The following is a 15,090-nucleotide window of genomic DNA, read 5'->3' as shown; positions in this document are numbered from 1 at the left end:
GAGGAACAGGTGCGGCTCGAGCATTCGAAGAAAGCGCATGCGGTGGCGGTGGCCGTGCTCCCCCTGGCTGGCACGGGAGTGGCCCTGCTGCTCGCGCGCCGCTGGGGCGTGGGCCCGCTGGAGTTGGGGCTCTTCTGCCTCATGTATTCGCTGAGCATGGTGGGCATCACCGTGGGCTTCCACCGCTGCTTCGCGCACGGCTCGTTCGAGGCCCACCCCTGGGTCCGCGCCGCGCTGGCCATCTGCGGCTCCATGGCCTGCCAGGGGCCCCTCATCTACTGGGTGGCCAACCACCGCATCCACCACCGCTTCACCGACGCACCGGGAGATCCCCACTCCCCCTACTTCCATGGCACCACGCCGCTCGGGAAGCTGCGCGGGCTGTGGCATGCCCACCTGGGCTGGACCTACAGCCACGAGATTCCCGACACCGTCACCCATGCCAGGGATTTGCTGCGCTCGGCCTCCACGCGCGAGCTGAGCCGCCTGTACTTCGTGTGGCTCGTGCTCGGCCTGGCGCTGCCGGCGCTGCTCGGAGGCCTCTTCACCCTCAGCCTCCAGGGCGCGCTCCGGGGCCTGCTCTGGGGCGGCTTCGTGCGCATCTTCGTCGCCTATCAGGTCAGCCTCGCCATCGGCTCCATCGCCCACAGCCATGGCAGCCGGCCCTTCCACATCCGGGGACAGAGCGCGAACAGCGCGTTGCTCGCGCTGCCCACCTTCGGAGAAGGCTGGCACCAGAATCACCATGCCTTCCCCTACTCGGGCGTGTTCGGCCTCCAGTGGTGGCAGGTGGACCCCGGGGCGATCGTGCTCCGGGGGCTCGCGGCGCTCGGCTGGGTGTGGAACATCAAGGTCCCGCCCGCCAGTGCCATCGCGGCCCGGAGCGCCGCCCCCGAGGAGTCCTGGGGCAGCGAGCCCTCCCCGGCCGAGCGCGCGGCCCGTGCCGCCGCGAGCCACACGCAGTCCCCGCAGTGAATCCTTCCCCCCCAGGAGAATCCCCCCCATGACGACAGAACAGGCCGCGCCTTCCCCGGCGGTGCCCGACGCCGAGGCGGTGAAGCAATGGCTGATCGCCTACATCGCCGACATGCTGGAGTTCGAGCGCTCCGAGGTGAACCCCAAGCTGCCGCTGGGCCGCTACGGGCTCGACTCGACGGCGGCCGTGGGGTTGACGGGAGACCTGGGCAACTGGCTCGGCTGCGACATCGATCCCCGGCTCCTCTACGAGCACAAGACCATCGAGGCCCTGGCGGCCTTCGTCACCGCCAACCACGCGAAGCTGCGCAAGCCGGAGAAGAAGTGAGATGAGCGGACCCCAGGAGCAGGAGCTGGCGCGGCAGGTGCGTCCCCAGGAGCTCGGGACCCTGCTGGACGTCCTGGAGCACCGGGCGCGGGTGCATGGCGAGCGGACCGCCTTCATCTACCTGGACGAGGGCGAGAGCGAGGAAGCACGGCTGAGCTTCGCGGAGCTGGACGCGCGGCGGCGCACCGTGGCCCGGGCCCTGCGCCGCGAGGGGCTGGAGGGCCAACGGGTCCTGCTCTTCTACCTGCCGGGGCTCGACTTCGTGACGGCCTTCTTCGGCTGCCTCTCCGCGGGCGTGGTTCCCATCGCGGTCAACCCCCCGCTGCCCACCGAGCGAACCTCGCGCATCCAGGCCATCGTCGACGACGCCGGCGCCTCGGCGGTGCTGACCGCGGGCAACCTGCAGCCGATCCTCCAATCCTGGCTCGCGCAGGACGAGCGGCTGGCGGGGATGCCCCTGCTGGCCACCGATGCCATGGACGGCGCGGAGGACGGCTCCGAGCCACGCCGCCCGGTGCGCGAGGACCTGGCCTTCCTGCAGTACACGTCGGGCTCGACGACGCTCCCGCGGGGCGTGCGGGTGGGCCATGACAACCTGATGGCCAACCTGGAGTGCATCCGGCACACCATCCAGCTCGAGGAGCGGAGCGTGTCGGTGACGTGGCTGCCGTGCTTCCACGACATGGGGCTCATCAATGGCGTGCTCGAGCCCGTGTACGCCGGATGCCTGAGCGTGATGATGTCGCCGCTGGCGTTCATCCGCCGCCCGCGCCGCTGGCTGGAGGCCATCTCCCGCTACCGGGCCACGCACTCGGGAGGCCCGAACTTCGCCTATGACCTGTGCGTGCGGAAGATTCCCGCTCGCGAGCGCGAGGGACTGGAGCTGGGGAGCTGGCGTCAGGCCTATCTGAGCGCGGAGCCCATCCGCCGCGACACCCTGGTGCGCTTCCACGATGCCTTCACCGCCCAGGGCTTCCAGTGGAAGGCCTTCTATCCCTGCTATGGCCTCGCCGAGGCGACGCTGGCCGTGACGGGCGGAGACCTCGAGGCCGAGCCCCTCTTCCGCAGCGTGGACAACACGGCGCTGGAGCAGAGGCGCATCGTCGAGGTGCGAGAGGGCACCCCGGGCTCGACCCAGGTCGTCGGGTGTGGCACCGCCGGGTTGGACACCGAGGTGCTGCTCGTGGACCCGGAGACGCGCCAACGAGTCGCCGCCGACCAGGTGGGCGAGGTGTGGGTGCGCGGTCCCGGAGTGGCGCGCGGGTACCTCGGCCGTGCGGAGGAGTCGCGGGAGACCTTCGAGGCGCGGCTCGACACGGGAGAGGGCCCCTTCCTGCGCACGGGAGATCTCGCGTTCCTTCAGGGGGGCGAGGTGTTCATCGTCGGCCGCCTGAAGGACGTGCTCATCATCCGAGGCCGCAACTACTACCCGCATGACCTGGAATGGACGGTGGGCCAGTGCCATCCCGCGCTGCGCGCCGGGTGCGCGGCCGCCTTCCTCGTCGAGGAGCAGGGGCAGGAGAAGCTCATCCTCGCCCAGGAGGTGCAGCGCGAGCACCAGGAGGGCGCTCCCCTGGAGGACCTCCTCGGGGAGATCCGCCAGACGATCGCGGAGCAGTACGGACTGCAGCTGCACCGCGCGGTGCTGGTGAGGACGGGCGGCATTCCCCGCACCTCGAGCGGGAAGATTCAACGCCGCCTGTGCCGCTCGATGTTCGAGTCGGGCCAGCTCGAGGAGCTCGCGCGAGGGTAGCGGGGAGGGCTCTACTTCGAGCTCTTCGCGCGCCCCTTGTCCTCGACCTTCCCACGGGCGTCGAGGCCGAGGGGCTTCACCATGTGCATGCCGGCCTCGGTCCTCAGCCGGGAGATGACCTGACCGGGCGTGCCCTGATCATCCTCCTTCAGCCGCTCCTCGATGCGCTGCTCGATGTCCTCGCGAATCCGCCGGGCCTCGGCGAGCGCGGCGTTGATCTGCTCACGCACCTGGATGGAGTGCTCGTCCATCGCGGCGCTGCGGTACGGGGCGGTGTCCCGGCGCACCGCGATACGTCCCGCGGTGTTTTCCACCGTCCGGCGCCGGCGCACCACCGTGCGTTTCTGCTTCCCCGCTCCACCCTTGCGCTTGTCCGCCATCACGGCCTCCTGCTCCACATTCCGATCTCCCCGGAAGGTGGGGTGCGCTCCCAGGTGCCGGTAGTCCCCTCCCGGTACGGGGCGGGTGCGGCCAGGCAGACAGTCGGCAAGCGGCACGCCCCCCTGGCATCATCTACGAAGACCTTCGTTGACATCTACGAACCCCTTCGTATACCTTGGGGAAGAAGCTGACGGGAGGGAGTGAGATGAGTGAACCGACGCTGCCGCGCCCGACGGACGCGGAACTGGGCATCCTCCGGGTGCTGTGGGAACGAGGCCCCAGCACCGTGCGCGACGTGCACGAGGCCCTCAACAAGGGCCAGGAGGGCACCGGCTACACCACGGTGCTCAAGCTGATGCAGATCATGACGGAAAAGGGGCTCGTGGAGCGCGACGAGTCCCAGCGAGCCCACGTCTACAAGGCACGGGCGACGCAGCAGAAGACGCAGCGGCAGCTCGTGACGGACCTGCTGGACCGGGCCTTTGGTGGCTCCCCGGCCCAACTGGCGATGCAGGCGCTGTCGACGAAGAAGGCCTCGGCGGAGGAGCTCGCCGAGTTGCGCAAGCTGCTGGACACCCTGGAAGGGGAGGAGACGCCATGAGCGGAGCCGTGTCGCAGTCCCTGGGCTGGGCGTTGTTGCACCTGCTGTGGCAGGGCACCCTGGTGGCCGTGGCGCTCGCCGCCGCCCTGCGCGTGCTCGACCGGCGCGCGGCCTCCGTGCGCTACCTGCTCTCCTGTGGCGCTCTGGCCCTCATGCTCGTGGTGCCCGCCCTCACCGGCTGGCACCACTACGCCTCCCTCCAGAAGGGGAAGTCGCTTCCGAGCGCCCCCGCGGCAGTGGAGCACTCCTCCACCGTGGCCCGGACCCCCGGCTTCGTGCTGGAGCGCGCGGAGGACAAGCGCTCCCCGGTGGCTCCCCTCGCCGTCGGGCCCACGCCCGTGCTGGAGCGGGCGATGCCGCTGCTCGGTGAGCACATGCACTGGCTGGTGTTGGCCTGGGGCCTGGGCGTGACGGTGTCGTCGCTGCGGCTGCTCTCGGGATGGCTGAAGCTGCGCCGCCTGGTGCGCGAGGCCGAGCCCGCGCCCGCCGAGTGGCAGGAGGCGCTGGAGCGGCTGGCGCGGCGCCTGGGCATGACGCGCCCCGTGCGGCTGCTGCGCTCGGCGGCGCTGGACGTGCCCGCGGCGGTGGGCTGGCTGCGGCCCGTGGTGCTGCTGCCCGTGACGGCGCTCACCGGACTGTCCGCCCGCCAGCTGGAGATGGTGCTGGCCCACGAGCTGGCCCACATCCGCCGCCACGACTTCGCCGTCAACCTGGTGCAGACGCTGGTGGAGACGCTGCTCTTCTACCACCCGGCCGTGTGGTGGATGTCGCGCGTCATCCGCGTCGAGCGCGAGCACTGCTGTGACGACATCGCCGTGGGCACCAGCGGCAACGCCCTCTCCTACGCCCGGGCCCTCACCGCGCTGGAGGCCCTGCGCGTGATGCCCCTCGGGACGGCGAGCCCGGCCATGTCCGCCCTGGGTGGCTCGCTCACGGAGCGCGTCCGCCGGTTGGTGGGCGCTCCCGCGGCGCGCTGCTCCTCGTCCTCGCGGTGGGTGGCCGGTGCATCGCTCGTCACGCTGATGAGCGGCGTGGCCGTGGCCGGCCCCCTGGTGGCCCTCGCGCTGCCCTCCACGCCTCCCGCGGCGACGGCCGAGGCTCCCGTGCCTCCCGCCCCCGTGAGTACGCCCCTGGAGCCCGCGCTTCCCGTCCTCGCCGCGCCTCCAGCTCCGGTGAGGGCTCCGCCCGCGCCACCGGCCCCGATGCTCGCCCAGGCGCCCGCCCCTGCTCCCGTGCCCGCTCCGGCTCCTGCTCCGAGGCCGATGATCTCCGGGAAGCGGGGCATGGACGTGGACGTGGATCCGGACTCGGACTACGACGCGGACGAGGACACCACCCGCGTGGGCGACAAGCCGCTCTCGGTGGATCAGCTCGTCTCGCTCAAGGTGGCCGGGGTGACGCCCGAGCGCGTGAAGGAGCTGGAGTCGCTCGGCTACGAGCCCACGGTGAGCAACCTGGTGCAGTTCGGCCACGCCCACATGACGCCCGAGTACGTGAAGGAGATGACGGCCATCCTCGGCGGCAAGCCCACCGCCGAGGAGCTGGTGGAGATGCGGCACGTCGGCGTGACGCCCGAGCGCGTGAAGGGGCTCTCGGCGGCCGGGTACGACAAGCTCTCGGCCGACGAGCTGACGCAGGCGGCGGCCCTCGGGGTGGACGAGCGCTTCATCAACGAGCTGCGCTCCGCCGGCTACGACAAGCTGCCCTTCGACGACCTCGTCCAGTTCCGCGCCCTCGGCGTCAATGGCGAGTACGTGCAGACGCTGAAGGCCGCGGGCTACGACAAGCTCTCCGCCGAGGACCTGACGCAGTTCAAGGCGCTCGGCGTGTCGCCGGAGTACCTGCGCTCGCTGCGCGAGGCGGGACTCGACAAGCTCCCCGCGGAGGAGGTGGCGCAGATGCGCGCCCTCGGCGTGGACGCGGCCTTCATCCGCAAGCTGCGCGACGAGGGCCTGGACAAGCTCTCGGTGGATGAGCTGATCCGCCTGCGCAGCAGTGGCGTGGACGCGGACTTCATCCGCGAGCTGCGCAAGAAGCAGTAACCGGCAGTCCCCTTCCCCTCACCTCCCACGAGCCCCCGGCCGCGCCCCGCGCGCGCGCCGCCGGGCTCCCTTTTGCCCGAAATGCCTTGAAGGAGCCTGAACATGACCACCCCACGGACGACGTACACGCTGCTCATCTCCGCCCTGCTGCTGTGGACCTTCTCCGCGCTGGCCGCACCGAGGAGTGGCACGTGGACGGCCACCCCGCGCGAGGACTCGTTGCAGATGAACTTCCGCGTCCATGAGCACGGAAACATGGGACTCGGCATTCCCCGCGCCTCCTTCCAGGGACTGAACACGGAGGACGGCGCGGACACGAAGTTCCAGCTCGTGCGCGAGGCGGGCACGCTGCGCTTCGAGGGCCGCTTCGCCAACGGCGAGGGCGCGGGCCACTACACCTTCGAGCCCAACGCCGCGTACCTCGAGGAGATGAGGAAGCTCGGCTACACGAACATCACCCCGGACGAGCACTTCCAGCTGGCGATCTTCGACCTGGGGCCGGCGCGGGTGAAGGCGCTGGCGGAGCTCGGCTACGCGAAGATGTCCCACGACGAGCTGCTCCAGGTGGCCATCTTCCAGGTGACGCCCGAGCACATCCGCGCCCTGAAAGCGGCCGGCTACGACAAGCTCACGATGGATGACCTGGTGGCCACGCGCATCCACGGCGTCACCCCGAAGTTCGTCCAGGAGATACGCGAGGCCGGATATCCGAATGTCACGCTCGAGCAACTCGTGGACATGCGCATCCACGGAATCGACGGGAACTACATCCGCGCACTTTCCAAGAACAAGGGAGGCGGCCGGAAGGAGTAGAGGGTTTCACTGGGAGAGAAGATGATGCGCGGCTCCACTGCCCAGGAGCCCCATGCGTTCCATTCCCTCCCTGCCCCAGAATGACTCTCCCGCCCAGCAGGAGCTGCGCCTCGCCACGCTCACACAAGAGCGGCAGGTCTACGCCTACAACTTCGACAGCCGGCTGAGTCCGCTGGGGATCGCGGCCCAGGTCCCCCGTCAGGACAACTTCTCCTTCGTCTGGTTGGATGGCGTCGCCACCACCGGCCTGCAGCTGCTGGGCAACGTGCTGGCCATCGGCGCGAAGCTCTTCGACAACGGGGAGGCGATCCAGAACGACGCCGGCCTGTCCGAGCTGGAGCTCCGCAGGGTCGAGGGGACCTACCGGGAGCTGACCGACGGATTCAGCCGGCTGTCGGACCGGACCTCCCGGCTCCACCAGGCGCCGCGCTCCCCGGCGGTGACGCTCATCGCCGATGTCATCGAGCGCCCCCGGACGCTGCTCAAGGCGGCGGGCCAGAAGCTGGAGGAGACCGCCGGTGTCGCCATCGTCTCCGAGCTCGCCACCCAGGCCGCGCTGGATGCGCCCGCCATCGGGCAGGACATCCTCGACCTCATCGACACCCTGTTGAAGAAGCTGTTGTCCGAGGCCGGAGATCTGTTCCTGAAGTACCTGGGGCTGTACGGCAAGGCGGCGTCGCTCGACAACTACACGGCCCAGTTCTCGCTGCTGCAGCCTCCGTCGGTCGCCAGCAATTACGAGACCGACCTCATCTTCGCGCGCATGCGGCTGGCCGGGCCCAACCCGGCGCTGCTCCAGGGCATCGCGGCCCTCCCCGAGAAGTTCCCGGTGACGGACGCGCAGTACCAGTCCGTGATGGGCTCGCAGGACACCCTGGCCCGCGCGGGCCAGGAAGGTCGGCTGTACCTGCTGGACTACGCCGTCTTCCAGGGCATCCCCACCGGACAGACGTCGGGCGGACAGAAGTACATCGAAGCGCCGCTCGCCCTGTTCGCCGTGCCCGCCGCGAACCAGGCCGACCGGAAGCTGCGCGCGGTGGCCATCCAGTGCTCGCAGACGCCGGGCCGCTCCAACCCCATCTTCACCCCGGCGGACGGCACCTCCTGGAGCCTGGCGCGCCTGCACGTGCAGGTGGCGGATGGCAACTACCACGAGCTCATCGCGCACCTGGGCCTCACGCACCTGATTCTGGAAGAGTTCACCCTGTCCACGCACCGGCAGCTCGCGCCCCAGCACCCGCTCTACCTGCTGCTGACGCCGCACTTCCAGGGCACCCTGGCCATCAACAACGCCGCGGAGACGTCCCTCATCGCGCCCGGTGGCCCGGTGGACCAGCTGCTCGCCGGTGAGATCAAGGCCTCCACCCAGGTGAGCATCCAGGCCGTGGCCAACCAATCCATCAACCAGTCGTTCCTGCCCCGGGCGCTGGCGGCCCGCGGGGTGGACGACGCCTCGAAGCTGCCGGACTACCCGTACCGCGACGACGCGCTGCTGCTCTGGAACGACATCCGCGCCTGGGTGAGCGACTACCTGGCCATCTACTACAACGATGACGCGGCGGTGCGGAGCGACTACGAGCTGCAGGCCTGGGTCACGGAGCTCGCCAGCCCCGACGCCGGCAAGCTGAAGGATGTGACGGAGGGCGGAGGGGGCATCCAGACCTTCGAGTATCTGGTGGACCTGACCACCTACATCATCTTCACGGCGAGCGTGCAGCACGCGGCGGTCAACTTCCCGCAGCGCACGGTCATGAGCTACACCCCGGCGCTGCCGCTGGCGGCCTACGCTCCCGCGCCCACCTCCGTGGAAGAGCTGCCGCCGAGCACGGAGCTGACCCACCTGCCGCCGTTGCAGATGGCCTTCCTGCAGCAGGCGGTCACCTTCGGGCTGGGCAACGTGTACTTCACCCGGCTGGGCGGCTACGACACGTACCTGCGCGAGCCCTGGTTCGCGGACGCGCGCGTGTGGCCCGCCCTGGAGGTCTTCCAGAAGCGCCTGCGCGCCACGGAGCGGGAGATCGGCCAGCGCAACCTGTCGCGCATCCCCTACGAGACGCTGCTGCCCACGGCGATTCCGCAGAGCATCAACATCTAAGCTCCCAGACATGGAACTCGTCCGCCCCCGCCATCGGCTCCGCCGGTAGGTGGGGGCGCGGGCCCATCACCGCGAGAACACCTTCAACCACATCTCCCTACCATGAAGAGGTCCATACCTCCAGGGGGGTAGGCACTATCATTAAAGGCCGTTTAATCTTTGTGCATGCAGCCGACTCGCTCAAGCGGCCCGGAGTGGGCTCACCTCTACGAGGTAGCCGCAAGCCAAGGGGGCTACTTCAGCGCACGGCAGGCGCAGGAAGTCGGCTATTCACTGCCCCTGCTGGCCCATCACATGAAACGCGGTCGCATCCAACGGGCCCGCCGGGGAATCTTCCGTCTCACCTACTATCCAGCAGGCGAGCATGAGGACCTCATCGTGCTCTGGCTGTGGAGCGAGCAGGCGGGGGTTTTCAGCCATGAAACGGCCCTTCTGCTTCAGGACCTTTCGGATGCGCTCCCAGCGGTGAACCACCTCACGCTTCCCGCGGCCTGGGCACGCCGGCGTCTGCGTGTCCCTGAAGGCGTACGGCTGTACTACGCGGATGTCAGTGAATCGGAGCGGCGCTGGGTGGGCAATGTCCCCATCACCTCTCCGCTCCGTACCCTCATGGACTGCGTGAAAGCGCATGTCTCTCCCGAGTTCATTCACGCAGCACACCAACAAATCCTCCAACGAGGGCTTGTCAGCCCCACGGAGCTACAGAACGCTTCATGTTGGTTGCCATCATCTGACTTGAGGAGTAGTACTTAGTGGGTGACTCTTCGTCAGTACAAGACCCCTGCGGCATTCAAACAGGCGCTTGAAGCCCGTTTGCAGGATGCGGCGCGAACGAGTGGCAGACCTCTCAACCGACTGCGGCAGCAACTCGTTTTCGACCGGTTCCTCACACGTGTTTTCGCGGTCTTGGGGGATGCAGTTGTCTTGAAAGGCGGCATCGTCCTCGAGCTGCGCCTCGAGCGAGCCCGGTCAACCAGGGACGTTGACCTGCGTTGCACAGGGAAACCGGACCTCCTGCTGGAACAACTGCGGGAAGCTGGCAGGCGCGATGCCGGGGATCACATCCTGTTCGAGGTGGGAGTTGGACTGCACGGCCCCATCATCGACGGCGAAGGCATGGTGTACGAGGGACGCCGGTTCCGCGTTGAAGCTCGATTGGCGGACAAACCCTATGGCCATCCATTTGGTGTGGACGCGGCCTTTGGCGATGTGCTCGTAGGAGTTCCCGAAATCATCGAGGGGAGCAACCTCCTCGCCTTCGCAGGCGTTCCTCGCTCGAAACTGCGCGTCTACCCGAGAGAGACTCACGTCGCCGAGAAGGTGCACGCGTATACCCTTCCACGCGAACGGGTGAACTCGCGGATGAAGGATCTACCCGATCTCGCGCTCCTTGCGCAGACCGGAACCTTTGATCAGGAACTCCTGCGCTCGGCGCTCGAAAGCACGTTCACCTTCCGCCGCTCACACGCACTACCGGCAGCACTGCCCCCACCTCCACTCTCTTGGGCACAACCCTATGAACACCTGGCGCGGGACGACGGGTTGCCATGGCCCACGCTCGCGGATGTCTACCGTGCCGCGAGGACATTCCTCGACCCGGTCCTGAGCAGCGAAGGGAAGATGTGGAACCCAGACCGCTGGACCTGGGACTGACGCGCCAGGCCACCCCCTACTCCAGCGACGGAGCCGTGTCCCCCGGCATCATCGCCTGACGCGCCAGTGACACCGGCAACCCGAGTTGCAGGAACCGGTCGTGGAAGTCTTTCAGCGAGAACGTCTGTCCCCGTGCCTCCAGGTAACGTTTGTAGTCCTCGCGCAGCTTCAAAATCTGCATCCGTCCCAGCGCGTAATAGAGATACGTCGGGTTGAACGTGCCTCGCTGCACCTCGCGCAGCGCCGGGAAGGGCTCGAAGTAGGCGATCTCCGCGTAACGCTTCGCCGCGTTCTCCACCGACTCGCCAAAGGCGTGCATCGACAGGCCCGCGTGCCACCGCGCATGCCGTTGCAGCGCCCGACGCAGCTGTCCCAGACGCACCGCCGGGTCTCCTCCGCCAAAGCCCTCGTCCACCATCATCTGCTCCACGTAGTGCGCCCAGCCCTCCACCAGCGACGCCGGCGTGAACACCTTGCGCACCTCCGTCGGAATCCGGGCCTCGTACAACAGCTGCACGAAGTGCCCCGGCATTCCCTCGTGCACCGTGATGCCCAACAGCCCCGCGCGGTTGAAGTACGTCAGGTGCTGCGCCTTCTGCTCCTCCGTCCACTCCGGCTCCACGTTGGTGATGTTGTAGAAGGCCTCCGTCGCCCGCGTCTCGAAGGGCCCCGGAGTGTCCATCGACGCGAACCCCATCCGCGCGTACGGCGGCGTCTCGCGCACCGTCGGCAGCCGCTCCGAGGGCAACGTCAGCAGCCCCTTCTCCACCACGAACCGCTGACACTCCTCCAATTGCTTGCGCGCCGTTGGAATCAGCTCCTCCGCCGTCGGATGGTCGTGCACCAGCGCGTCCATCACCGCCACCGGTGACTTCGTCGCGTCCACCCGCGCCGCCTCCTTCGCCACCCACTCCTGGTACCTCTGGATGGCCCGCTCGTTGACGTCCCGCAGCTGCTCGGCCGTCAGCTCCACGTGCTCCTCCAGCGCCAGCTTCTTCTCGAAGAGCGCCTTCCCCAGCCGGAAGTCCCCGTTCGCCTTCGGCAACAACTCCCGCTCCTGCCACCTCGCGAAGTCCTCCACCTCGGACACCGCTCGCGCCAGGGCCACGGAGAGCTCCTGACGCAGCGCCGCGTCCACCCGCGCCAGCCCCTGGGACTCCAGCGCCTTCGGCAGGTCCGAGCGCAGGAAGCCCACCGTGCCGCGTGTGTCGCGCAGCCCCTGCTCGGCCCACGGCTTCGGCACGTCGCGCAGGTTGGCCTTCGCCGAGGCCACCACCGCCGGAATCCGCTCCAGCCTCGCCAGCAGGCTCCGCACCCGCTCCTCCACCGGAGCGAACTCCCGCTGCGACAGCGACGAGAGCGCACTGGCGATGACGCTGTTGTAGAGCATCGGGTTGCGCTGCCAGCCGCGCTCCTCCTCCAGTTCCAGCAACTCCGCGCGGATGGCGTTCTCCAGGATGCGCACGTCGAACACCGCGTCCCCCGTGAGCGCCGCCCGGTCCAGCCGCTCCAGCCTCGCGAGCCACCCGTGCAACTCCTTCGCCCGGTGCTGGAAGGCCTCGGCCGACAGGTCCTGCACCCGCGTGTCGTACTGGTGCAGGCCCAGGTTCGTCGCTCGTACCGGGTGCGTGGCGTAGTACCAGTCGAGGTACTCGCGAGCGAAGCGGGCGTATTCGGCATCGGCGGGAGTGGAGGCCATGGCGGACGCGGAGGCCGCCGGCCCGGAGCCCGTACGCGGAGCACACGCGGGCATCAGGAGCAGGGCGGCACTGCAGAGGGTGGCTCGAATCATCACGCCCACAGTCTCCATTCCCCACGCGTGACAGGGAAGGCGCTCGGAGTGGACTTCGCGGAGTCGCCACGCCCCTGGAAGGACATGCAATATAGGTCCTCCCCCACATGAGATGGGGAACGGCTCGACCCGCCGGGTGGATATGCCTCCTGGCACTGATGCTCCAGGCCTGCGCGACGACGGGAGCGATGGAGGGCATCGAGCCCGAGGCGGCGGAGGAAGTCGGGAGGGACCTGCCTCCACCCTGGGAGACTCGTGACACGCAGGCGGACGAAGACGCGCGCCGGGCCGAAACCACGGCGGCGCTCTCGGGCATGCGGGGAGTGGCCAGCCACGTGGAAGAGGCCGGTGCCCGCCTGGTCTTCCGCTTCTGGGCACAGAACGGGGTGCTGACACTGCTGTCCTGGAAGCGTGATGCCGCGAGCACAGGCTCCGCGGGGAAGAGTGCGGCGTTCGCCCCAGGTCTCGAAACGCACCTGCCTACCTACGTGGACGCACGCACCGGCGAGATTGCCCTCACCGTGCAACGGGAGCGGCACGGCTGGGGCCTGCGGGCACTCACCACCTCGGAGAGCTCCAAACCCCTGGAGGCCAGGACGCTCCCCGTGCGGCGCACGGGCGTGACGGCGGATACCCTTTCCCAGGCTCATGCCCTGGCCACCCGGTTGGCCAAGGGGCTGCGGGTACCCGATGGGGGCAACGCCACGGTGTTGGCGGATGTCCTGTTGGATGACGCTCGGGTCCTTGGCGCGACGATTGCGCGATACGAGTCGCATGGTGGCCCGCCCATCCGCGAGCCCTCGCCGGAGCTGGTCGCGCAACTGACCCAAGCCTTGCTGCCCTTCACCCTCGGCCTCGGGCCTCGCACCGTCCGGTTGTCGCTGGAGGCGGAACACCGCCGGGCTGAACGGCATGCTCGCTGGCGCGTGATGGAAGCGGTGACGCTGCGCCCGGCCATGGAGGCCCCACCCGACCTGGCCGCCGAGCACTACGCGCTCTACGAGCGCATCCTCCGCGAGTGGAGGGAGGAGACCCGGGACGCCTTCCTGGAAGCGGGGGTCAGCAGCACCGAGTTCCTCGCCACCTGGTTCATCAGCGGCCTCGCGTTACGCGGGGGCATCGCGCTCTTCGAGGCAGTGGCCCCCAGGCTGGCCCCCATCCTGGCTCGCGGCGGCTCGGAAGCCGTGGCCTGGTTCCGCTCCTTCCTCGCACGCGTACGTCCGGCGGAGCGGGAACAGTTCCATCGCTTGTGGACGAAGGCCCAGACACAAGGACTGTCGGTCGCGGAGAAGGAGCAGCTCCGCAAGCTCATGGCCCGCTTCGACAAGCTCCTCGACTCCAGGCTGGACGACGCTGCAAGCAGGGAACTCAGGCAGATGGCGCACAACGACTTCTATGGGAAGTTCCATACAGACCTGGCCAAGCTCCTGATCGATGGTAAGAACAAACGCTACCCCGTGCATCATCGCATTCCCTTGGAGTACACCCATCTCTTCCAGCGGTTGAACATCAACGCCAGGGAAAACCTGTGGGGCGTGCACAGGCTCGTACATGAGAGAATCAACAATGTCTGGACGGCGTTCCGTCCGGCGAAAGGCAGGGCCACAGCCGAAGACGTACGGAAAGTGGCCGACATCGTGGACCGGCACTTTGGTCGCTGGTTCAACCAACGTTATGAGGCAGGCAACTCCGCATCCACACTCACCAAGGCCGAGGCGGATGCACTCGATGAAGTAAAGGTTCTGTTAGAACTCCTCCTGAAATGAGCATGACTACGCATGCGGATATGCCACTGCCTGGGCTCGACCGGTTGATCGAGGTGTACCGGAAGCATGGGCTGGCCATGAACATCAAGCCACCCGGGCGTTCCCCGCCCGAAGCGGGAGCACTCGTCGCGAGCCATCCCTTCGACCCCGTGCTCGCGGCCGTCTACCGGCGCCTTGGCGCGGCCGATTTTGGAGATGAATCCGGGGGGCAGCTCTTCCTCAACCGGGTCGATGACCAGCTCAATGGAATCGCACTGGACACGGAAGGATTTCGCCGCCCGGAGGAGCCCTTCCACTCCTCCGTCATCTTCGGCAACATCCCTGGGCTCGCCTACTACTACGCCGTGGTGCCAAAACTTGCCGACGAGCAAGGCCGCCAGCCCGTCATCTACATTGATGCATACATGGACAGGTACGTCCTGCCCATTGCCTCGAACGTGGATCGCTTCTTCGAGGCCCTCTCCCACTACGTCGACATGCTCATGGTGGACCAGGGCTACCTCTTCGATGGCATGCCCGGCATCCATTTTCCCACCAGCGTCCCCGAGCTCATCGCCCGCGACCGGCGGCTGGTCGAGATGATCGTCACCGGCCGCTTCGACTTCATCATGAATCTGGGAGACGAGTTCCAGGATTGGCTCGCCCGGGTGAAGTCCGCTCGAGGGTGATGCCCCTCACTCCAGCGACGGAGCCGAGTCTCCCTTCGGCAGCAGCCGCTGTTCCTGCCACCGCGCGCAAAGCCCTCCACCTCGGCCACCGATCGCGTCAGCGCCGCGGAGGGTTCCTGATGCAGCGCCGCGTCCACCCACCAGTGACCCCATCAGGCATGAGGGCACATCACGGCGTCGGCGAAGTCGCCGTCTTCGGCTCCTCGTAGTCGCCACACCCCTG

At 68.2% G+C, this 15,090-nt stretch carries 13 protein-coding genes; 11 read left to right on the top strand and 2 right to left on the bottom strand.

Annotated features, from left to right (window positions below; genetic code table 11):
- Window positions 1–9 precede the first annotated feature (9 nt).
- The 3 genes from Q664_RS20240 to Q664_RS20230 are packed head-to-tail and all read left to right on the top strand — an operon-like array spanning window position 10 to window position 3,056.
- Entirely contained in the window at window positions 10–975 is a 966-nt protein-coding gene (locus Q664_RS20240; protein ID WP_052518416.1) for an acyl-CoA desaturase, read from the top strand.
- Between the two features lie 28 nt (window positions 976–1,003).
- Complete coding sequence (locus Q664_RS20235; protein ID WP_043397958.1) at window positions 1,004–1,303, top strand: acyl carrier protein; 300 nt, start codon at window positions 1,004–1,006, stop codon at window positions 1,301–1,303.
- Window position 1,304: 1 nt separating this feature from the next.
- Entirely contained in the window at window positions 1,305–3,056 is a 1,752-nt protein-coding gene (locus Q664_RS20230; RefSeq protein ID WP_043397955.1) for a fatty acyl-AMP ligase, read from the top strand.
- 11 nt (window positions 3,057–3,067) lie between these two features.
- On the opposite strand, the gene Q664_RS20225 is transcribed toward Q664_RS20230, so the two are convergent.
- Complete coding sequence (locus Q664_RS20225; RefSeq protein WP_152622231.1) at window positions 3,068–3,553, bottom strand: hypothetical protein; 486 nt, start codon at window positions 3,551–3,553, stop codon at window positions 3,068–3,070.
- 89 nt (window positions 3,554–3,642) lie between these two features.
- On the opposite strand from Q664_RS20225, the gene Q664_RS20220 reads away from it, so the two are divergent.
- The 6 genes from Q664_RS20220 (at window position 3,643) to Q664_RS54965 (ending at window position 10,641) form a co-directional block, all read left to right on the top strand.
- A complete protein-coding gene (locus tag Q664_RS20220; RefSeq protein WP_043397949.1) occupies window positions 3,643–4,038 on the top strand; it encodes a BlaI/MecI/CopY family transcriptional regulator in 396 nt (131 codons plus the stop codon).
- Window positions 4,035–6,080, top strand: coding sequence for a M56 family metallopeptidase (locus Q664_RS20215; RefSeq protein ID WP_043397946.1), 2,046 nt, complete (start codon window positions 4,035–4,037; stop codon window positions 6,078–6,080). The genes Q664_RS20220 and Q664_RS20215 overlap by 4 nt, the downstream gene beginning before the upstream one ends.
- Before the next feature lie 102 nt (window positions 6,081–6,182).
- The gene (locus tag Q664_RS20210; RefSeq protein WP_052518415.1) at window positions 6,183–6,893 is read left to right on the top strand and encodes a hypothetical protein; all 711 of its coding nucleotides are present in this window, start codon (window positions 6,183–6,185) and stop codon (window positions 6,891–6,893) included.
- 52 nt (window positions 6,894–6,945) lie between these two features.
- The gene (locus Q664_RS20205) at window positions 6,946–8,988 is read left to right on the top strand and encodes a lipoxygenase family protein (RefSeq protein ID WP_043397944.1); all 2,043 of its coding nucleotides are present in this window, start codon (window positions 6,946–6,948) and stop codon (window positions 8,986–8,988) included.
- 165 nt (window positions 8,989–9,153) lie between these two features.
- Entirely contained in the window at window positions 9,154–9,741 is a 588-nt protein-coding gene (locus Q664_RS61040; protein ID WP_075207473.1) for a type IV toxin-antitoxin system AbiEi family antitoxin domain-containing protein, read from the top strand.
- A 3-nt stretch (window positions 9,742–9,744) separates the two neighbouring features.
- Window positions 9,745–10,641, top strand: coding sequence for a nucleotidyl transferase AbiEii/AbiGii toxin family protein (locus Q664_RS54965; RefSeq protein WP_075207472.1), 897 nt, complete (start codon window positions 9,745–9,747; stop codon window positions 10,639–10,641).
- Between the two features lie 16 nt (window positions 10,642–10,657).
- On the opposite strand, the gene Q664_RS20190 is transcribed toward Q664_RS54965, so the two are convergent.
- Window positions 10,658–12,433 carry a DUF885 domain-containing protein gene (locus Q664_RS20190; RefSeq protein ID WP_200883733.1) on the bottom strand — a complete coding sequence of 592 codons (1,776 nt, stop codon included), beginning with the start codon at window positions 12,431–12,433 and terminating at the stop codon, window positions 10,658–10,660.
- 107 nt (window positions 12,434–12,540) lie between these two features.
- Here Q664_RS20190 and Q664_RS20185 point away from each other — a divergent pair, with 107 nt between their 5' ends.
- Complete coding sequence (locus tag Q664_RS20185; RefSeq protein ID WP_152622230.1) at window positions 12,541–14,199, top strand: hypothetical protein; 1,659 nt, start codon at window positions 12,541–12,543, stop codon at window positions 14,197–14,199.
- A gap of 20 nt (window positions 14,200–14,219) precedes the next feature.
- Entirely contained in the window at window positions 14,220–14,867 is a 648-nt protein-coding gene (locus Q664_RS20180) for a hypothetical protein (RefSeq protein WP_043397932.1), read from the top strand.
- Window positions 14,868–15,090: the final 223 nt, after the last annotated feature.

This window comes from Archangium violaceum Cb vi76 (assembly GCF_000733295.1).
GTDB lineage: Bacteria > Myxococcota > Myxococcia > Myxococcales > Myxococcaceae > Archangium > Archangium violaceum.
The sequence above is the reverse complement of the archived record's forward strand: the minus strand, read 5'-3'. Positions and strand labels throughout refer to the sequence as shown.

What these genes read in the sequence shown, in the direction of transcription:
- Q664_RS20235 (WP_043397958.1), top strand. Translation starts at nt 1,004, where the DNA reads ATGACGACAGAACAGGCCGCGCCTTCCCCGGCGGTGCCCGACGCCGAG.
- Q664_RS20230 (WP_043397955.1), top strand. Translation starts at nt 1,305, where the DNA reads ATGAGCGGACCCCAGGAGCAGGAGCTGGCGCGGCAGGTGCGTCCCCAG.
- Q664_RS20220 (WP_043397949.1), top strand. Translation starts at nt 3,643, where the DNA reads ATGAGTGAACCGACGCTGCCGCGCCCGACGGACGCGGAACTGGGCATC.
- Q664_RS20215 (WP_043397946.1), top strand. Translation starts at nt 4,035, where the DNA reads ATGAGCGGAGCCGTGTCGCAGTCCCTGGGCTGGGCGTTGTTGCACCTG.
- Q664_RS20210 (WP_052518415.1), top strand. Translation starts at nt 6,183, where the DNA reads ATGACCACCCCACGGACGACGTACACGCTGCTCATCTCCGCCCTGCTG.
- Q664_RS20205 (WP_043397944.1), top strand. Translation starts at nt 6,946, where the DNA reads ATGCGTTCCATTCCCTCCCTGCCCCAGAATGACTCTCCCGCCCAGCAG.
- Q664_RS61040 (WP_075207473.1), top strand. Translation starts at nt 9,154, where the DNA reads ATGCAGCCGACTCGCTCAAGCGGCCCGGAGTGGGCTCACCTCTACGAG.
- Q664_RS20190 (WP_200883733.1), bottom strand. Translation starts at nt 12,433, where the DNA reads ATGATTCGAGCCACCCTCTGCAGTGCCGCCCTGCTCCTGATGCCCGCG.
- Q664_RS20185 (WP_152622230.1), top strand. Translation starts at nt 12,541, where the DNA reads ATGAGATGGGGAACGGCTCGACCCGCCGGGTGGATATGCCTCCTGGCA.
- Q664_RS20180 (WP_043397932.1), top strand. Translation starts at nt 14,220, where the DNA reads ATGCCACTGCCTGGGCTCGACCGGTTGATCGAGGTGTACCGGAAGCAT.